17 protein-coding genes and 2 pseudogenes are annotated in these 19,804 nt (G+C 51.0%); 10 read left to right on the top strand and 9 right to left on the bottom strand.

Going from position 1 to position 19,804, the window contains the following annotated elements; genetic code table 11:
* The first annotated feature begins 105 nt into the window (after window positions 1-105).
* On the top strand, window positions 106-1,029 hold the full coding sequence (locus WA302_RS06025; RefSeq protein ID WP_025302423.1) for a LysR family transcriptional regulator: 924 nt from the start codon (window positions 106-108) through the stop codon (window positions 1,027-1,029).
* On the opposite strand, the gene WA302_RS06020 is transcribed toward WA302_RS06025, so the two are convergent.
* Window positions 1,021-2,325 carry an Nramp family divalent metal transporter gene (locus tag WA302_RS06020; RefSeq protein WP_033642695.1) on the bottom strand — a complete coding sequence of 435 codons (1,305 nt, stop codon included), beginning with the start codon at window positions 2,323-2,325 and terminating at the stop codon, window positions 1,021-1,023. The two genes, WA302_RS06025 and WA302_RS06020, sit on opposite strands and share 9 nt — an antisense overlap.
* A gap of 230 nt (window positions 2,326-2,555) precedes the next feature.
* Here WA302_RS06020 and mntR point away from each other — a divergent pair, with 230 nt between their 5' ends.
* The 4 genes from mntR (at window position 2,556) to WA302_RS06000 (ending at window position 5,724) form a co-directional block, all read left to right on the top strand.
* Window positions 2,556-3,026 (top strand): manganese-binding transcriptional regulator MntR, encoded by a 471-nt coding sequence (gene mntR / locus WA302_RS06015; RefSeq protein ID WP_025302421.1) that lies wholly within the window; start codon window positions 2,556-2,558, stop codon window positions 3,024-3,026.
* A 14-nt stretch (window positions 3,027-3,040) separates the two neighbouring features.
* Entirely contained in the window at window positions 3,041-3,406 is a 366-nt protein-coding gene (locus WA302_RS06010) for a DUF4180 domain-containing protein (protein WP_089180771.1), read from the top strand.
* A 338-nt stretch (window positions 3,407-3,744) separates the two neighbouring features.
* Entirely contained in the window at window positions 3,745-4,707 is a 963-nt protein-coding gene (locus WA302_RS06005) for a hypothetical protein (RefSeq protein ID WP_164025079.1), read from the top strand.
* Window positions 4,708-4,722: 15 nt separating this feature from the next.
* A complete protein-coding gene (locus WA302_RS06000; RefSeq protein WP_261456296.1) occupies window positions 4,723-5,724 on the top strand; it encodes a hypothetical protein in 1,002 nt (333 codons plus the stop codon).
* A gap of 245 nt (window positions 5,725-5,969) precedes the next feature.
* Here the strand turns inward: WA302_RS06000 and WA302_RS05995 are convergent, their stop codons facing one another.
* Genes WA302_RS05995 through WA302_RS05985 form a run of 3 tightly spaced genes read right to left on the bottom strand, consistent with a single transcriptional unit; the run spans window position 5,970 to window position 7,753 of the window.
* A complete protein-coding gene (locus WA302_RS05995) occupies window positions 5,970-6,176 on the bottom strand; it encodes a hypothetical protein (protein ID WP_261456295.1) in 207 nt (68 codons plus the stop codon).
* A gap of 29 nt (window positions 6,177-6,205) precedes the next feature.
* Window positions 6,206-7,204, bottom strand: coding sequence for a phage integrase (locus WA302_RS05990; protein WP_261456294.1), 999 nt, complete (start codon window positions 7,202-7,204; stop codon window positions 6,206-6,208).
* A 9-nt stretch (window positions 7,205-7,213) separates the two neighbouring features.
* Window positions 7,214-7,753, bottom strand: a complete 540-nt coding sequence (locus WA302_RS05985) for a type VI secretion protein (RefSeq protein WP_261456511.1) — start codon at window positions 7,751-7,753, stop codon at window positions 7,214-7,216.
* Window positions 7,754-8,556: 803 nt separating this feature from the next.
* Between WA302_RS05985 and WA302_RS05980 the strand changes: the two are divergent.
* From WA302_RS05980 to WA302_RS05960, 5 genes and pseudogenes are all read left to right on the top strand, one after another.
* Window positions 8,557-9,072, top strand: a pseudogene (locus tag WA302_RS05980) (replication endonuclease); the annotation flags it as partial.
* 108 nt (window positions 9,073-9,180) lie between these two features.
* Window positions 9,181-9,510, top strand: a complete 330-nt coding sequence (locus WA302_RS05975; protein WP_049189140.1) for a hypothetical protein — start codon at window positions 9,181-9,183, stop codon at window positions 9,508-9,510.
* A 203-nt stretch (window positions 9,511-9,713) separates the two neighbouring features.
* Entirely contained in the window at window positions 9,714-12,521 is a 2,808-nt protein-coding gene (locus tag WA302_RS05970) for a hypothetical protein (protein ID WP_336063340.1), read from the top strand.
* A gap of 423 nt (window positions 12,522-12,944) precedes the next feature.
* Window positions 12,945-14,096, top strand: a pseudogene (locus WA302_RS05965) (contractile injection system protein, VgrG/Pvc8 family).
* A 45-nt stretch (window positions 14,097-14,141) separates the two neighbouring features.
* Window positions 14,142-14,390, top strand: coding sequence for an ogr/Delta-like zinc finger family protein (locus tag WA302_RS05960; RefSeq protein WP_072062302.1), 249 nt, complete (start codon window positions 14,142-14,144; stop codon window positions 14,388-14,390).
* 175 nt (window positions 14,391-14,565) lie between these two features.
* Here WA302_RS05960 and ptsG read toward each other — a convergent pair whose 3' ends face one another.
* From ptsG to mltG, 5 genes are all read right to left on the bottom strand, one after another.
* Window positions 14,566-15,999 (bottom strand): PTS glucose transporter subunit IIBC, encoded by a 1,434-nt coding sequence (ptsG, locus tag WA302_RS05955; protein ID WP_019455831.1) that lies wholly within the window; start codon window positions 15,997-15,999, stop codon window positions 14,566-14,568.
* 343 nt (window positions 16,000-16,342) lie between these two features.
* The gene (locus WA302_RS05950; RefSeq protein WP_099817322.1) at window positions 16,343-17,119 is read right to left on the bottom strand and encodes a metal-dependent hydrolase; all 777 of its coding nucleotides are present in this window, start codon (window positions 17,117-17,119) and stop codon (window positions 16,343-16,345) included.
* Window positions 17,120-17,138: 19 nt separating this feature from the next.
* Complete coding sequence (gene holB / locus WA302_RS05945) at window positions 17,139-18,146, bottom strand: DNA polymerase III subunit delta' (RefSeq protein ID WP_025302416.1); 1,008 nt, start codon at window positions 18,144-18,146, stop codon at window positions 17,139-17,141.
* Window positions 18,146-18,784, bottom strand: a complete 639-nt coding sequence (gene tmk, locus WA302_RS05940; RefSeq protein WP_025302415.1) for a dTMP kinase — start codon at window positions 18,782-18,784, stop codon at window positions 18,146-18,148. Before tmk ends, holB begins: the two co-directional genes overlap by 1 nt.
* A complete protein-coding gene (gene mltG, locus WA302_RS05935) occupies window positions 18,774-19,799 on the bottom strand; it encodes an endolytic transglycosylase MltG (protein WP_025302414.1) in 1,026 nt (341 codons plus the stop codon). The genes tmk and mltG overlap by 11 nt, the downstream gene beginning before the upstream one ends.
* Between the last annotated feature and the right edge of the window lie 5 nt (window positions 19,800-19,804).

The raw sequence follows: 19,804 nt of genomic DNA, 5'->3' as shown, positions 1-19,804 counted from the left end.
GATAAATAAAAACGCTGAAAATAAATTATCCAATGCTGCGTCAAATTGACAGCCGGCATATTTAAAAATACTCTTTTAATAATTTAAATAATGGAAGCCGTTAACATGAATGAACTGCACGCGCTGCGCGTATTCTGCCAGGTGGTGGAAATGGAGGGGTTCAGCCAGGCGGCAACCAAAATGGGGCTCTCCCCGGCCAGCGTCACATACAGCATCAATCAGCTTGAAAAACAGTTCGGGCAACCCCTGTTCAAGCGTTCAACCCGGCGCTTCTCGCTGACCAGCGCCGGGGAGCGTTGCTATCGCACCGCACAAGACATCCTGCAGCAGTTTGACCGGCTGAAAAACGACATGTCGGGCGATTTTGAACAACCGCGAGGACCGCTGCGGGTCGAGATAGCCACGATGCTCAGCAGCATGCATATCGCTCCGGCGCTCCCGGCTTTTTTGGCGCAATACCCGGAATTGCAGCTCAGCGTGTCGGTTAGCGATCGCCTGGTCAATCCGGCGGAAGATCGCGCCGACGTATTTATTCGCATCGGCGCCGGCCACATACCCGAGATGGTCAGCCGTCAATTGCTGCAACCACGCTATTTGTGCTGTGCGTCTCCCGATTATTTTGCGCGCCATGGCCGGCCGGAACACCCGGAACAGCTGCAACAGCATCAGCGGCTGGGATTTATCCGTTCAGGCGCGGCGGCGGCGGACGACTGGCAGTTCATTCGTGGTGACGAGCGCTACCGTCTGGCGCCCAGCCCGCTGCTGAGTTTCAACCATTCACAATCGCTGTGCGAGGTGGCCAGGAACCACCTCGGCCTGGTTTACTTGCTGGACTGCACGCTGGAAAACTATCTGAAGGCAGGCGAACTGGAACCGATACTGCAGGAGTGGGCGCCCACAGGGGCACCGATCAATATTCTCTATCCGCGCCTGCGGGATCGCAGCCATAAAATTCGGGTTTTCGTCGACTTCATCAGCGAACTGTTCGCCAACAAATTCGCCGGGCCCCGATCCCGCGTCTCACCCTAACCCAGGGATATCGACGCCGAAAGTCTGCAACAGCAACACCACGTTAAGCAGCACGATCACCACCGTGCCGACCACTGCCGCCAGGCTGGTCCAGCGGCCGTTGGCAAACTCGCCCATGATGTCACGGCGACGGGTGAACATCACCAGCGCGATCATCGGCGCCGGCAGCGCCAGGCTCAGCACCACCTGGCTGTAGACCAGCGCGTCGGTGGCGTTGACGCCCATCGCCACCACGATAAACGCCGGCACCATGGTGACCAGGCGGCGCACCCACACCGGAATACGGAAACCGACGAAGCCCTGCATGATCATTTGCCCGGCCATGGTGCCCACCACCGAACTGGAAATGCCAGAGGCGATCAGCGACGCCAGGAAGATACCGGCGGCGGCCGCGCCGAACAGCGGCGTCAGCGTATGGTAGGCGGTGCCAATTTCGGCCACGTCGCTGTTACCGGCGTGGAAAGCGCTCGAGGCCATGATCACCATCGCGATATTCACCAGCCCGGCGAGCGCCAGCGCGATCACCACCTCAATATTGGAGAAACGCAGCAGCTTGCGCCGCTCGCCGTTGTCGCTGGCCGGGCTGCGGTGCTGGGTCAGCCCCGAGTGCAGGAAAATGGCGTGCGGCATCACGGTGGCGCCGATAATGCCGACGGCGATGGTCAGCGCCTGGGCATCCGGCAGTTGCGGCGTCACCATGCCGATCCCGGCCGCCTGCCAGTCCACCGGCACAATGAACATCTCCACCAGGTAGCACAGCGCGATGATGCCTACCAGGCCGCCGATCATCAGCTCGACCGGCCGGAAACCTTTCTTTTCCACCATCAACAGCGCATAGGTGATCACCGCCGTCACCCCCATCCCCGCCAGCAGCGGCATGTGGAACAGCAGCGCCAGCGCGATCGCACCGCCGAGAAACTCCGCCAGATCGGTGGCCATCGCCGCCACTTCGCTAAGCAGCCACATGCCGATCACTACCGGCCGCGAAAACTGATCGCGGCACATCTCCGCCAGATTGCGGTTGGTGACGATGCCGAGCTTGGCCGACAGCGCCTGGAACAGCATGGCGATCAGGTTGGCCATCACCACCACCCACAGCAGGCTGTAGCCGTATTTCGCCCCGGCCTGGATGTTGGTGGCGAAGTTACCGGGGTCCATATAGGCAATAGAGGCAATCACCGCCGGGCCGGCGAACAGCAGCGGCGTAAAAGCGCCGCGCTTGCGCCCGGCAAGGGCGGCACCAATCGCAATGTTGGTCCGTTCGGTTAACGATGAGGGAGTTGCCGCGTCTCGCATGAAGTACCCTTAATCTTTTGCTGGTTATTTTTCCACCGATCATGCTGACAATGTAGCATCGGCTACACTTTATGCAACAGGCGAAATTAATGGGCTTTGTGTAGAGATATTTCTAACTACCACAATGCGTGGCATCGAATTGATAATGTGTGCTATTTGGACTAACTTAGGGCAACCCTCCCCGCATTGCCGGGAGACGCCATTTTTATGCTTACAGGACGCCCCACGCTATGGTTACCCGCGCGCCAGATAACGCCGACCGCCCCGCCCAGACCGACATGCCGGACGAGGCCGAGCACGCCCTGCGTTTTAGCCGCGCCCGCGAAGCGCAGTCCAATGCGCTGATCGAAGATTACGTTGAGCTGATCGCCGATTTGCTGCAAAGCACCCGTGAAGCCAGAACCACCGATATCGCGCGCCGCTTCGGCGTCTCTCACCCGACGGCGATCAAAAATATCGCGCGGCTCAAAAGCGCCGGGCTGGTGGAATCGCGCCCTTATCGCGGGGTGTTTTTAACCGAGGAAGGCGAGCAGCTGGCGCAGAAGGTGCGCCGCCGTCACCGCATTGTGGTCGATCTGCTGATGTGCCTCGGGGTGCCGAGCGAAACTGCCGAGCTGGACAGCGAAGGGATTGAACACCATATCTCGGACGAAACGCTGGCGGTGTTCGAGCATTACTTGCAGCAACACGTCAAACCCTGACTCCCGGGGCGCCGATGAGCTACGCCGTGCAGCACGTTCATGGCCTGCGCCTGGTGGTTTTCGCCGAAGCCGGGCCGCTGTTGAAAGACGAAAACGACGTCAGCCTGTTTATCGCGCCCGCTTTTGAACACGAGGCCGGGATGATTGCCCTCCCCGTCAACCGCCTCGACGCCGCCTTCTTCCAGCTAAGAAGCGGCGTGGCCGGCGCCGTATTGCAGAAATTCATCAACTACCGCCTGCGCGTGACGCTGCTGGGTGATATCACCCCCTGGCTGGCGCAAAGCTGCGCGCTGCAAGATTTTGTGCGTGAAGCCAATCGCGGCGAACAGATCTGGTTCCTTCCTTCTCTCGCCGAGCTCGAACAGCGGCTTGGTACCTGACGGCAGGCAATAAAAAAGGGAGGCTTTCGCCGCCATTTCGAGGGTAAGAAAAACAATCAGTTACAGGATTATCAGTGATTTAGATGCCTGTAACTGCGTGCTTAAAATGGGTGCTGCGTGGGCATTTTGGGCAATTTGTGGATCATGCCTTTGGCTGTATTAGCTCAAACTTGAGCTGATATTGTCACAACACAGAACTTAACCTAACCTAACAAGGCGGCTCTGTGCCAAAAACGGAAACTGCTGGCACATGGTATGTTAGTTTAAGGGGGCAGGTCATGCCCTGTATTCCGCCGTGGTACAATAGTTGCGCAATTCATACAAGGAGGCGTTATATCGTGAAAATTGTTTTCGAGGTTGATGGAAAGAAAGTCCCACTAAAATCTTTAAAATACATAAGCAAAAAAGATCAACTCGAAGTAATGAAAAATTGGTTCTTTGAAAACTTTGAAGATCCAGCAAATGCTTGTCCGTATGAAAGTAGAGAAGGTGGCTATGCTTACATATATGGCGGGCCGTATGATGCGAACGAAGAACTACAAGCCATCTTCGATCAATATGTCAAGGCTGAGTATATCGAGGAATTAGTAGATGACTTACAAACACAATGTATTGACTGGTCTGGAAACTCAAATAATGTAGATGATTGGTACAATGATGATATCTACGATGCTGTAACTTCTTCCGACAATCCGTATTTAAAATTCATTGACAACATCGACAAAATAAAAAAACTTGCAAAAGATAAAACTGAACAGCAGCAAAAAGACCACTTGCTTAGTTTGCTCTACACGAATGTTATTACAGCTTTGGAAACGCTTTATGTTGAACTATTCATTAACTCTATAGAGAAAGATGATGTTTACATAGCAAATTGTATAGAAAAAGGTAAGACTGAGTTTAAAGTAAGCAAAGAGATTGCTGCGTTGCCTTTCAAGGGTGAACCCATCGAGAAAATTAGGGGAGAGCTAATCAGGTCAATCAAGGAACACTTGATCAGTGCAAGCTGGCATAGCACTAAAAAGGTAATCGACCGCTATGAAGCTACATTCGATATAAAAGTAAAAAAAGACTGTCCGATAGAAGCTATTGAATTGGCAACCCTCAATCGAAATCACTTAGTGCATCGTGGTGGAAAGGATAAAGAAGGAAACCTCGTAGTGATTATGGACCAGACTCTTGAAACGCTGATTGATAATGCATCAAACCTAGCAATTGCGCTCTACAACAGTTTAAATGTAGTAACGAATAAAACTACTATGTTACAACCAGATGACAAACCGTTCATTCATGAATTTTAATAGCGCAGGTCATACATGGATATTCGCACACGAAAGACAAATTTTTTAGAGTCGTTAGATTCAACTGAAGTGATACACAAAGCAGTAAGTCTCGCTATAGATTGCATGATTGATAATCATAATAGCTATGAGGATACCCCCTTAGTTGTTACCTGCTATGATGACTTCTGTAGGCGCAAAGTACTAGATTATGTACAGAAATTTTGCGAAGCTGCGTACCCCGACACGGATAAATATTACTTTAATCCTAACATACTCAGCATTAACGGCAGGACTAGCGAAGAAGCCTGTATTAACTTAATTAAACTCTTAAGAAGTACAAAAGGCATACTATTTTGGTCAGATGCACCATCGTGGTTCGCTAGCCTCCCCGACGGATTATTCCATGTTGTTAACATTGATCAAAACAACGTGACTCGCGGCCTTAATAAGAAAAACTCTAAGCCGACAATAATCAATAAAGAGTACAGCGTAGATACACTACTATCAGAGCTATTTTTGAATGGCGCACACATGGAGCAAACCAACGCAAACAACATTTCTGAGGCAGGCATGAAGTTCTATGATGAATGCCATGCTGGATTAATCAGACCAATACCCGCTCCAGTAGGAGCGTCATATGATGAAGAGATCACAATTAATTCTCCAGATTGGCAGAAGCTCGCGTGTGTAGCTTTACGCCGCTATCAGTCAAAGGAATGTCATGACGGAATGCAATGGGATACAACCGATCATGGTTGGATTGATGTAATCGCGTATCCGTTCATCAAAGAAATACAATCAATGGATAATAGTGGTAATCGACAATGTTTAGTTGGACTAGTCACAATAAACAATTCAAATGCAAATTCCCCGTACCTATCTACTGTTTGGATACATCCATTTTATCGCAGGGAAGGGTTATTAAGTAACTTATGGGAAAAATTACAAGAGCGATATGGAAGTAATTTCGAAATTGAGCAACCTAATGAAAATATGAAAGCATTTTTGAAAAGTGTGAAACACGCAGATTACTAATTTATGAATCAGCCTGTGGAGCTAGGACTGGTGTGAAGAAGTGGGGGAATAGCCTCAACGTGATGCCATGCAGATTTATAACACGCTAAACATCTCAAAAGGCCCCCCATTTGTTCCCTTGACCTGCTCCCTGCTAATTAATACAGAAGGCTGTTAGCAATGTCCGTTCATCGCTCAGAGCAGACTGTCTGATTTGGTTGTGTGCTACCAGGGTATGTGTCAGCTCAACTCTGAGTTAATACGCCTTAACCAACAAATTCTAGTTTCTCTCTCGCAACATGTTCCCGCCATTCAGTGGAGTCGAATTCCAAGCTTGGCACTGACATATCGTTTTCATCACCTTCATTAACGAATGTTACCAAGAAAAAGATTTCATCCCCTTCTTCATCATCCTGTATCACGTTTACATCAACAACAACCAAACGTTCTCCCATCCGGAGTTGTGGATACATACAAACCTTCTTTAGGCACTTCAATATTATCAGGCATGGGTAACGCTCTCCTTTACGTTTATAAGTGGGTTAAATCTTACCGCGTCTTCCAAATAATCTGGCGCAAAATGCGCGTAAGCCATTGTTTGTAAAATACTTGAGTGTCCTAAAATCCGCTGCAGCGCCAGAATGTTTCCCCCGTTCATCATGAAATGACTGGCGAACGTATGCCGCAGAACATGCACCGCCTGCCCTGCTGGCAGACCGGGCGCGACGTCCTTTACGCACAGTCGGACATAGGGATAATTCAGATCCTTGAACAGCGGCCCCGACGCCACGCCACCGGTGATCTCTTTGCAGAGTTCGGGCGAGATCGGCACCGTCCGGTTCTTGTTGTTTTTGGTGTTCAGGTAGGTGACCTTGTTACCGATCACCTCTTCCTTTCGCAGCTTCGCTACTTCACCCCAGCGGGCGCCCGTCGCCAGGCAAAGACGGACAACTTTCAGGTGATCACCGTCGAGCCGCTCTTGCAACGCGGCGATCTCGGTCTGGGTAAGAAACCCCATTTCCTGCGCCGGCAGCTTCATTTTCTTCATGGCCTTGAGCGGGTGCTCGCCGTGGTAATGCCCCAGTTCGATGAGAACGGAGAACACGCCACCCAGCATTTCCTGGTCAAGGTTGACCGTCTTGGCTTTCTTGCCTTCAGCAAATCGCAGTGCCCGGTAGTCGGCGAAGAAAGTGCGGGTGATCTGGCTGGCTTTGGGTTGCCCCATTTTCTCCGCCATGACGCGCAATTTCTGCGCCCTCTTCACTCCGTCTTTCAAGTGCTGGCCGTGATGGTTCCACCACAGGTCGATCAGGTCGGTTAATGGTCGATGATCAGCTGGCTTATCAAGCCACTCTTTGTTATTCTGCGTCGCGATAATCCAACGCTCAAACTGCTGCGCTTCAGATTTCGTCTTGAACTTTTTGCGAACACGCTTCCCTTCTCTTCCTTGAGGGCGCACATCTACCATGTAGCCATCAGCACCAAGAGATTTAATGCTCATTCGTTGCCCTTACCACTTACAGGCTTCACGTAACGGCTTGATAGCTGTCGACAAACCAGACAAATCAAAAGTAGTCTGTGCAGGGTTTTCTCCATAAGGTGTTATTTGCACAAACATTTTTTTACTTTTCATCAGTTCTTTGATGAAAGAGATTGTCTGTCCGCTATAGAAGGTGGCCTTATTGTCAGTGGAGATCTGCCAGGTACGATTGACTGCTTTTTGGGAATCAATACGAGTAAGAACACGCGTACCATCAATCCCCAGGAATGTCTCCCAATTGATAAAAAGCTCAGTTTTTTTCTCTCGGCATGTGATGAACAAGAAAGGAGTAATTGATCCACCAAATTGTCCTCGAATCTGATTTTCCGCGGACAAATAGACGAACTCATTGCTTGAATCATCGATTGGCGATTTTTCGCTTCTTGTCTCCCATTTACCCGCTGACTGAGGTTCTGAGCTTTCTGTTTTGTCCTCAGCCTTTAACTTTCCGAGCTTATCAAAGCACTGGAGGCGTTCACTGTCACCAGTAACTTTCTGGCACTGTGCCAGTTGCTCTGAAATGTTCGTTCCTGCATGTGAAAAGCCAACAAAAGAACTAAATAAGACCAGAGATATTATTTTTTTTCATTTCAATTATCACTTAATGTAATTATTCAATTAGTAATTGCTGTGCAGACTGACTGTTATGTATCCAACCAGGTTTTTTCCACACAAATCCCCCATCGCCCAAGAATACATAATATTCCGTGCAATTAGCCAGCTTTATGGCTTTTTCGGTTGTTGGATCTACTTTCATACTCATCAGGGGAGAAAGCAGGAGAAATCTGGCCAAATTCCGGTGCAATATCTCTCTGTAATTAGCCGCGATGAATATTTTTTGAAAGTGTATGTAATGTTGATAAAGCACTAGGCCACCATGCATGGCTAGATACTCCGGTTGCCGCCACGCTCCCACCCCACCGCTGCCATACTCGGGTAGCGGCGCGCCTGCTTTTGAATGGGCATTCTCATGGAATGCACCACTCCCGGTTATCGATCCATCGCTGAACCGAGTGCCCGAAATCGATAAACAGGCCGAAGAGCAGATCGCCACCACCCTCAACGCTTATCTCCTACTTGAACAGCAACCACAGCTGCTCCAACAAAATGTGCGCTACCACATCAACAAACTGGAAGAATCCCAGGGTGTCCGCCGGGGCAATGCATGCTTGACGAAAAACCTCGTTGAGCGTGTATTGCTACGGCTTGATCTCGTCAGTGATAAATACCGCGCCTCCGATAACAACAGCGATGCCGCCCTGTGTCACCGCTTTAACCATCTGCTAGACGCTGGGCGAGTTAATATTGAACTGCTGACGAAAGATATCGACGGTTACGCACTTGATGGCGAGCTTGACGACGACAGCGGCAAAGAGCTAAAGGAAGTCTCCTCGGCCGTGTCTGCCTGGGCGGCCCGCTGGCGTATTCGTCAGTTTCAGTTTATCGGCGGCGCGCCGGTAACGGTTTATCGTGAGTTGCGCCGCATGGCCGATCATGAAACCGCCGTCGGCCTGAGCGTCGAATTCGCTTCCGTGCACGATGCCGCCGACTGCGGGAAGTGGGCGGAGTACGTCAACGCCCAGGGCGGGCCGTTTGTTCGCCGCGATGATCTGGTCGTGCGCACCTACTACGAGCCGGCAGAAACACCGAACGATTACGGCGAAGACGTGATCCGGATTCGTGGGGTTTTCTCTCCACCGGTCAGCATCGACACGCCAATCATCACCCGCACGACAGAATGGAAGTTTGTGCCGGCGCGTGCCGTTGACCTGGCCGTTGACCTTAAGAGCGCGCCTGCGCCCTCTCAGAGTTCTGTCAATAACTGTACGCGGAACGCAGCAGGAGGAAGATAGACAGAGCAGTAACCCCGGCTTGTTGCCCCCTGATTGGATGCAAATGGCTGTGCAAGCTGGCCGCCTGGAGGCGATTTTGAGGGGTTGACGCGCCGGGAACGGCGGGCCTTCAACGAATACCTGATAGCAGAATCGAAAAAAACGCGAAGTAAGCAGCCTGCGTCACGCCAGACTGTTGGAAAACTGGCGCTGAACGTCGAGGAGATAACCGATTTCGCGGCCTCGATCGGCCTGATGCTGACCGAACTAGAAGCGAAAAAACTGGCCGGCGGTGATGAGTTGTCGCTGAACGGCAAGCGCTGGCGGGCTGGCGCCGATGGAGTCATCCGCGAAGCGCCAAAAAGCTACGCAGAAAAGCGCAGCGCGATCATGAGCCGGGTGTTTGCGCTAAAAAATCATCGGAAGCAATCATAGTTTAGAATTTGCTAAAATCATGTTAGAAAGATTACAACAAACAAGAATATGTGATGGATGCAATAGTATATAATTAGCACGGAGGCTACTATATAATTCGCAAAAAAAAAATCAGTTTAAATAATATCATGCCGTTTACATTAACAAATCTGTGTGCTTTAATTTTAATATAAGATTACAAATCAGACACAAGACAAGGAATAATGATGCCAAGAAAAACAAAATCTTACTTGGATAAGATGGAACTAGAGAAAACAACAAAAAAAAGCATCAAAATTTATGTTTACACGTTAATATTAGGATTGTCTTTGATATTACTGGCAAAAACCCTTGAGTTTCCATATCAATGGCTATATACGACCCCATCATACATTAACAACTCCCCTTTATCATGGATTTCAAGCTCATGGGCTTCAGTTTTAGGCATTCATGGCACAATAGCAGCACTATCTATAACCTTCATGGGGATGTTTGTCAGCCAAGTTGCTTCGTCTGTAGAAAACAGTTTTGAGTCAGTGTGTAGAATTATTTTATTAAGGAAAAAAAACTTTCTAAACTTTAGCATGGATGCAGTATGTGGATTAATTTTAGGTGTTTTTTTTATGGTTATCGGTGGTGGCCTAATCCATTACTCTATATCTATGGCAATATCTATTTACTTCATAATAACATACATGAGAATGTATTATGAACTATATTCAGTAACAGAAGACAAAAATGCTATAAATGAGATATTGTTCGATGAGTTAAAATATCATGGGGATTCTTATCATGAATCTAAAATCGAAAGCGAAAAAATAAACAAAAATTTCAAAAAATTCATAGAGACAAAGAACAACATCCTTACAGACTATAAATATGACTACATCACTGAAGAAATAACTCAATTAAGTATTTTTCCAAAATCAAACTCACTAGTAATAGATTCTTTTCACGAAAGTAACCTCGACGCTTTAGATAACTATTTAGCATCCATTGATAAAAATATAAGGCTCTATCTAAGAATTTCATTCCTACATCCTACTATTAATTATGATACGTACATCACAACAACAAAAGGCATTAGGCTGACAGAAACTGAGATTGATGTGCTATCAATAAAAGTGGCCCAATGCTTTAATATAAAAAATAAAAATGTCACCTACGAATCATTCAAAATGTTGGAATCATCTGTTGTCGAAAATATTTACCATACACTAATCACTGGCAATGAAAGATCCTTAGACTTTGGTGCGTTAGCATTATCGTTACTATCATCAAAATCCAATCACATTGAAATAATAAAACATTTAGACCACCTTGTGACCTCCAGCGGAAGAAATAATCATATAGAAATATCAATCTTAGAGGAGTTTTTCAAGAAACTATATCATATAAAACTTGGTGAAGGAACAATAAAGGATGATATATTTGTCATAAGTTCAATAATTGACATGTCAATTTACATATATGAAAAAGATAAGTATGAAACTTTCTTCAAAAAAGTAAACCGTTTGATATCTCACAGAACGAAGTATGGTGATGACGAGTTTAACAATCCTTACTTGGAATACTATATCGCATTAACCATTAGACATATTTCCAATATGTATTATAAAGCATTTGAAGAAAACACACGCTATCTGACCAATGAGTTAAAGTATCTTAGCAAAACCAGAATGGATAAAAAATTAAATGACAGGCAAAAAAAGCTAATATCTTGCATGAGAGAATGCATCGCTTTATTAACTGTCAGGTTTGATTTTTTAATGAGTAAAGACAGTAATGAAAACTATAAGATCGAATTAGAAAAAATAACATCATTAATTAAACAGTGGTCAAACCCTTCATTTATTGAAGAAATCTATTTCCTCCAAGAAACCTACGACACATTATTTAGTATACCTAGTGATTTTTCAAGCCTCCGTGCTGAAATGAGCCTCAGAGAAACACCAGATGGTGTTGCTACATGGGTGGGGGCAAATCATAGCTTTTATAAATCAATTGCTATTTTACTTTACCAGTTCCCTATAAATAAAAATCACCTTGGTTTGACTTTTATATCAGACAAAAATCAATTCATTCAGAGTACAGGAATAACAACACAAATGCTTGGCAGTATTATTGATTATGTAAGAACGAGAGATTTCTTCCTGATGGTAAATGCTATAGGAGAAAACAAGGAATTAGAGCAGAACATTAAGTCGAAAACAGAGAGATTAGCTGAATCACTTGAAAAAATAAAAAGTGAAACAACAACCATAATAACAAAAAATATCGAACATGCAGAACTTGATATGGAGCTAATCTCACAATATCAAAATGAGGTCAAAGACAGAGCAACAGAGCAAATAAATGAATTCATCAACATTGAGAAAGCAGAAAAAACAATGAAAATTAAGGATGACGTTGATTACTGCGGTCTTATTGACAAGCGCGAGCTCTTGCCATCTATAGATGGAGTTCATTTCTCAATGAATACAGAAAACCATGCTATACGTGCCGTGTTCAGCCTGATAAGAAAATCCCTAAATTATATTAATAATGATAGTGTCGTCATTGAAACAATCCACGACACAGATAGATTAGAAAATAACAATTATATAACCATTGAGTATATGGTTAAAGACAGAGTAAATACATATAAATTCTCTAAAGGACTACGTATGTATGACAATGACGGGCACCTTGGTTTTGAAAAGTCTGGTATGTATTATCTGAATTTGGATAAAGAACTTGACGTAAAATTAAATCCCGATGAGCCAGTGTCAACTAAAATAACATCGATAAACAATAAAAACATTGATGGTTTATATGAAAAATTTGCACTTAACAAAGATGATGAAAACCTTCTGCTTCGCTCAGAAATAGAGATAACCTTCAATATATTCATCAATAAAAAAGAAAGTACCACGCTACTTTTCCTTTCTGAAGAAAAATGTAAGGAATTAAATGAAAAAGAAGAGCGTCAATACCAACAATTGATAAAAACAAACAGAGATTCGATTGATAATACACTACAAAGCCAGTAGTTCTAACTGTACGAAACTGCACAATTTTGCACAATAATTCGATCTCCACCATTGCGAACCTGCGCCAGTGCTGGCGCGGGTTCGATCTACTTTGGATTTTGCACAAAAAAGAGGGTGTGAGGCGCGCAGGCAAGGCGGGGGAGCAAGCGCGCGCTTTGGGGTATGGGAAGGGGGGCGTGTGTTGCCTGAATGGGCCACTGTGAGGCTCTCGCCGTCGTGGTGCTATTGAGGTGATGAGCAGGCGTTAACGCGCCAGCGGCCCGCATAGCGCGGCTGGCGGTGGGGAGCGGTTCGAAGTGATGGGCGTGGCGCGTGATGGGGCTACTTGTCGGGGGATGGCCGCCATAGACAGCGGCGGCCGTGCTACAGCGCCGGGGTTATTCTACGTCGAGCAGCGCACCATCAGCGCCAAAGGGGGGAGCCATGGCACTGACTACTGACGCAATCGACAAGGCCAAATCACTGCTGGGTAGCGGCGCCAGCACGTTCAACGATTACCAGGCGGAGCTGTCGCGCGTGCCAGCGTTCAGCGTGCTGCTTGGCGGTAAGGAGCTGACCAGGCTGGATGAGCGCGTCTTGTCGTTGGAGATGACCGACAACCGCGGCTTTGAGGCCGACGAGCTGACGATCACCGTGGACGATACTGACGGCCAGCTGCAGTTGCCGCCGCGCGGCGCCGAGGTGTCCGCATCGATGGGCTGGCACGGTGAAGCGCTAGTTTACAAAGGCATTTTTATCGTCGATGAAGTGGCGCACGCCGGGCCGCCTGACACGCTGACGATCACCGCCAGAAGTGCCGATTTTCGCGACGAGTTCAACGTCAAGCTCGAAGTGTCCTGGTATGACGTCACCGTAGAGCGGGTGATGTCAGCGATCGCCCGTCGCTACAACCTGAAGGCCATCATCTCGCAGCAGCTTATGGAGGTGGAGATCGATCATGCTGACCAGACACAAGAAAGCGACATGTCATTCCTGACGCGCATGGCCGAAATGCTGGGCGCCATTGCCACGGTGAAAAATGGCAGTCTGCTGTTTATCCTGCCCGGTGGTGGCGTCAGCGCCAACGGTAAGGCGCTGCCCTCCTTCGCCATCACACGCAGCAGCGGCGATCGTCACGCCTTCCGCATTGCCGATCGTGATGCCTATACCGGCGTGCGCGCGTACTGGCTCGATTTGGAATTCGGGAAAAAGAAAAAGGTCACGGTGAAGGCCCGCAAGCCGGCGAAAAAGAAAGTGCAGCGCAGCAGCCGCGAGGGTGATTAAATCGAGGGGGCCGACGGTAACGTCTATGTCCTGCGCAAAACCTACAATAACGAAACGACCGCCAAACGTGCCGCGGCCGCAAAATGGCAGCAGCTGAAACGCGGCGCGGCTGAATTTACCCTAACCCTGGCCTACGGCCGCGCCGATTTATACCCGGAGCAGCACGGCACGGTATCGGGATTTAAAACTGATATTGATAATCAGGATTGGATCATCGCCAGAGCTAGCCATTCGATCGACGGGAACGGCTTTACTACACGGCTGGAACTGGAGGCTAAAATACCTGAATGGATTGCAGAAAGTGAGAAGTGACGGCCATAATAACGGGGAGTTCAACTCCCGCCATGGGAGGCCATCATGTTTGTTTGCCCGATCTGCGGTGCTATGGCCCGCACCCGTACCAGTCGCCGTCTCAGTGAAATGACGATACGCCAATATCATCAGTGTCAGAATTTCGAATGCAGTATCACATTCACGACGCTAAACAGCGTTGAAAAGCTGGTAACAAAGCGCGGCCCGCGCGAAGAGCTACCGCCCGACTTTATCCCGCAAGACGCCTTCCCCACGTCTCACTATGGGCGTGATCAGCTCAACCTGTCACTGTGAATCGGCCCCGCCTTTGAGTGGGGTTTTTTATCATCTGTTTTCATAGAGATGCCAGACACAGAGCAAACCAGATGGGTAAAATGTGGTCAACAAAAATATAAAACTTATATTTTTCAATGAAATAAACAACAAAAAAGGGAGACTTTCGCCTCCCTTGATAACTCCCCTGCCTGAATCAGTGATTACGGATGTATTCGTCCATATCGGTTTTCAGGTTGTCGGACTTGGTGCCGAAGATGGCCTGCACGCCGGAGCCAGCGACGACTACGCCGGCTGCGCCCAGTTTCTTCAGGCCCGCCTGGTCAACTTTGGACACGTCGGCCACGCTGACGCGCAGACGAGTGATGCAAGCATCCAGGTTAGTGATGTTTTCTTTACCGCCGAAGGCCTGAACCAGCGCCGCGGACATTTCGGAACCGCCCTGCGCAGTCTGCTCGGCAGCGGTGTCTTCACGGCCCGGGGTTTTCAGATCCAGTTTGGCGATCAGCACGCGGAAGATGGTGTAGTACACCAGACCGTAGATGATGCCGACGATCGGGAACAGCCAGATTTTGCTGCTGTTGCCGCTCAGTACGATAAAGTCGATCAGGCCATGCGAGAAGCTGGTGCCGTCACGCATGCCCAACAGGATGCAGATTGGGAACGCCAGACCGGCCAGGATAGCGTGGATCACGTACAGGATCGGCGCGACGAACATGAAGGAGAACTCGATCGGCTCGGTGATACCGGTCAGGAACGAGGTCAGCGCGGCGGAGATCATGATGCCGCCGACTTTCGCGCGGTTTTCCGGCTTGGCCGAGTGCCAGATGGCAATCGCCGCAGCAGGCAGACCGTACATTTTGAACAGGAAGCCGCCGGACAGTTTGCCCGCGGTTGGGTCGCCCGCCATGTAGCGAGGGATGTCGCCGTGGAATACCTGGCCCGCCGCGTTGGTGAATTCACCAATTTGCATTTGGAACGGTACGTTCCAGATGTGGTGCAGACCGAACGGCACCAGAGCACGCTCAACCACGCCGTAAATGCCGAAGGCCACGACCGGGTTCTGATAAGCCGCCCACTGCGAGAAGGTCTGGATAGCCGTACCGATCGGCGGCCAGATGAAGGACAGCACTACGCCCAGAACGATCGCCGCCAGACCGGAAATGATCGGCACGAAACGCTTACCGGCAAAGAAGCCCAGGTATTCCGGCAGTTGAATGCGGAAGAAGCGGTTGAACATATAGGCCGCGATGGCGCCGGAGATAATCCCCCCGAGCACACCGGTATCCGCCAGGTGTTTGGCCGCAATCTCTTCAGCCGGCAGGTGCAGCACCAGCGGCGCAACCACCGCCATGGTTTTCACCATGATGCCGTAGGCCACCACCGCCGCCAGCGCGGAAACGCCGTCGTTGTTGGTGAAGCCCAGAGCGACGCCGATGGCGAAAATCAGCGGCATGTTGGCGAAGACCGAACCGCCCGCCTCCGCCATCACGTGGGAGACTACCGCAGGTAGCCAGCTAAAGTTGGCGGAGCCGACGCCCAGCAGGATACCTGCGATAGGCAACACGGACACCGGCAGCATGAGCGATTTACCTACTTTTTGCAGGTTTGCAAATGCGTTCTTGAACATAGTTGAGTGTGCTCCTGAGTAATAATGCTTTGCTACTTCTTGTCGCGATGATTCGCGCTGCAAGGGGGGGAGAAAAACCCCTGCAATTCAGGGTGTCTGAGCACCCCTTGAATTTATTACGCAGAGTAAAATAAATAGCCTGCGCAATGTTTGATGACAATCACGTTTCGATGATCGAGCCGCGGTAACTTTGCATAAACCGGCCGTTTTTTGGCAAAATCGGCCAAAAAACACGCACCAATCACCCTGAAACGGGAGGGAACCTTACCCGTTTCAGTGATTAATTACGAGCTTAAAAAAAATTACGCAGACAATGACCTACAGCTATAGCCTAGGTCAAAGATCACAGATCGAGGTGAAATAAGCGTGAAAAGTTGGCGGAGGTGGCTTCGGCCAGTTGTTCCAGGCTGACGCCCTTCAATACTGCCATGTATTCAGCCACATCACGCACATAGGCGGGTTGGTTTTCTTTGCCGCGATGCGGCACCGGCGCCAGATAAGGCGAATCGGTTTCCACCAGGATGCGATCCAGCGGCACGTAGCGTGCCACTTCGCGCAGTTGTTCAGCATTGCGGAAGGTGACGATGCCGGAGAAGGAGATGTAGAAGCCCAGATCCAGCAAAGCTTCGGCCGTGGTCAAATCTTCAGTGAAGCAGTGCAGCACGCCGCCGCACTCCTGTGCGTTCTCTTCACGCAGGATCGCCAGCGTGTCCGCGCGCGCATCGCGGGTGTGGACGATCACCGGCTTGTTCAGATCCCGGCCAATGCGGATATGTTCGCGGAAAGAGTCCTGCTGCAGCTCAAGATTGTCTTTCTGGTAGAAGTAATCGAGCCCGGTCTCTCCCAGCGCTACCACCTGCTCCGCCGCCGCCAGGCGACGCAGCTCGGCGTAATCATACCCCTCTTCCAGATTGAGCGGATGCACCCCGCAGGAGAAAGCCACATCGTTGCGCTCGCCGATCAGCTCGGTCATGGAACGGTAGCCCGGCAGCGTGGTGGCGACCGCCAGCACATAGCCGACGTCGCGCGCTTTGGCTTTGGCCAGCGCATCGTCCACATTCTGATGCAGCGTTTGATAATCCAGACTGTCAAGGTGGCAATGAGAATCGACTAACAACATAATTTTTAACTCTTTTACTTTACAGCGAATGAGGGTGGGAATAGCCGGCGGCGCCAAGCATCTGTTCCCAGCGAAGTAACTGTTCGGTCAGCAGCAGCTCGCGATTGACACCCACCACGCTGAGCAGCTGATGGCGGCAGGTCAGCCACTGCTGCACGATCTGCTGCAGCGAGGCGCTGCTCAGCACGCTGGCCAGCTGATGCACCAGTGGTTGCTGATCCTGATTCAATACATAGTGATGCGCGCCCTGCTGCCACTTCATCGCGTCCACCAACAGCGCGCACAACCAGTGCAGGCGCTCGGCGACATCTTCATGGTTCAGCACCGGCAACAGCGACAGCATATCGCGCTGCGGCAGCGCGGCGCTCAACGCGGTGCACAGGGCGCTGCGCTGTTGCCACTGCTGCGGCTGTAACAGCTGTTCGGCGGCCAGCGGCGCGCCGTCGTGCAGGCGCAGCGCCGTGAGGCGGTCTGTCTGAGAACCGGCCGCCTGCCGGCCCAGCCACTGCAGGCTGAGCTGCTCATCCGGGCTGGCCAAATGCCAATAAAGACAGCGGCTGCGCAGCGTCGCCATCAGCCGCGACGGCTCACGGCAACCCAGCAGAAAATAGGTTTTCTCCGGCGGCTCTTCCAGCGTTTTAAGCAGTGCGTTGGCCGCCGCCTCGGTCAACTGTTCCGCCTGCGGCAGCCAAATCACCTTGGCGCCGCCCTGCTGCGCGTGGGCGTACAGCGTTTCAATCACCTGGCGGATCGGTTCGATACCCAGGTTGCTCTTGCCCTTTTCCGGCGCCAGCACGTGATAATCCGGGTGATTCCCCGCCAGCATCAGCCGGCAGCTGTGGCACTCGCCGCAGCTTTTTTCGCCGTTGCGCTGTTGGCAGATCAACCAACGGCTCAGGCCGTAGGCCAGCGCATCGTCACCATTGCCCGCCGCCGCATGCAGCAGCAGCGCATGGTGGCCGCGACCGTCGGCGTACTGCCCAATCAGCTGGCGATAAGGGCCATTCAGCCACGGGTACCAGTTCATTATGCGCCTTCCTGCTGCCGCAGCCAGTGGCCGACGCAGTCGCGGATCGCCGCGGTCACCTGTTCCAGCGGCTGGGCGGCGTCAACGGTAACGATCGTTTCATCCTGCGCCGCCAGCTCAAGATAGCGAGCGCGGGTGCGTTCGAAGAACGGCAGCGCCTCCTGTTCGATGCGATCCAGCTGGCCGCGCGCCTGTGCGCGTTGCAAGCCGACCAGCGGAGGCAGATCGAGATAAACCGTCAAATCCGGGCGGAAATCCCCCAGTACGGTGTCGCGCAGCGAGCTCATCAGCTGTGGGTCCACACCGCGGCCGCCGCCCTGGTAAGCCTGTGAAGAGAGATCGTGGCGGTCGCCCACCACCCAGGCACCACGCGCGAGGGCGGGTTTGATCACGGTTTCCACCAGCTGCACGCGCGCAGCGTACAGCATCAAGACTTCGGCCTTGATGGTCGGCAATTCGCCGTCGATGCCGCGTTTGAACAGTTCGCGCAGCTTCTCCGCCAGCGGTGTGCCGCCCGGTTCGCGGGTGAAAACGATGTCGTTGATGCCATGTTCGCGCAGCACATTGACTACCGTGTCACGCGCTGTGGTTTTGCCCGCGCCTTCCAGCCCTTCGATTACAACGAATTTACTTTTCATTCTTTTCCTTTAACGCCTGACGGTACACGCGCACCGCCTGGTTATGGCTCGCCAGATTGGTGGTGAAGGTATGCCCACCCTTGCCGTCGGCGACAAAATAGAGATATGGCGTTTTGGCCGGATTGGCGGCCGCTTGCAGCGAGGCCTCGCCCGGCATGGCGATCGGCGTTGGCGGCAGGCCGGCGATCACATAGGTGTTGTAAGGCGTCGGCGTCTCCAGATCCTTGCGCGTGATGTTGCCATTATAGCTTTCGCCCATGCCGTAGATCACCGTCGGATCGGTCTGCAGGCGCATGCCGATGCGCAAACGGTTGACGAACACCGACGCCACCTTGCTACGCTCTTCCGGCACCGCGGTCTCTTTCTCGACGATCGAGGCCATGGTCAGCAACTCTTCCGGCGTTTTATACGGCAGGCTGGTGTCGCGGCCGGCCCAGGCGGCCTGCAGCGCTTTATTCATGCGCACGTGCGCGCGTTTGAGCAGCGCGATGTCGCTCATGCCGGCGGTATACTGATAGGTATCCGGGTACAAATGCCCTTCCGGGGTTTCTCCTGCCGCAATGCCGAGCGCTGTGGCGATCTCCGCGTCGCTCTTGCCCGCCAGGGTGTGTTTCAGGTATTTGGACTGCTGCAGCACCTGCTGCCAATCACGCAGTCGTGAGCCTTCAATAAAGCGTGCGGTGAACTGCGCCTCTTTGCCACTGGCCAACAGTTTCAGCATCTGGCGCACCGTCATGCCCGGCGTGAACCGGTAGGTACCGGCTTTAAACTCCGCCAGCTCCGGCTCCAGTTTCAGCAGCCACTGGAACCAGCGGCCGTTGCGCACCAGTTTATCGCGCACCAGTAATCCTTCCAGCGCCACCCGGCCGGTGCCGGCAGGCAGTTTGAAGATGGTTTCTTGCTGGATAGCCAGCGGCGTATCGGCAAAGCGTTCGATCTTCTGGTAGCCCCAAAACAGCAGCGCCAATACCAGAACAACAATAACAGACAGGACCTTCAGCTTTCTTTTCTTCATCAATC

The organism is Serratia sp. 201, assembly GCF_037027545.1.
GTDB lineage: Bacteria > Pseudomonadota > Gammaproteobacteria > Enterobacterales > Enterobacteriaceae > Serratia > Serratia bockelmannii.
The sequence above is the reverse complement of the archived record's forward strand: the minus strand, read 5'-3'. Positions and strand labels throughout refer to the sequence as shown.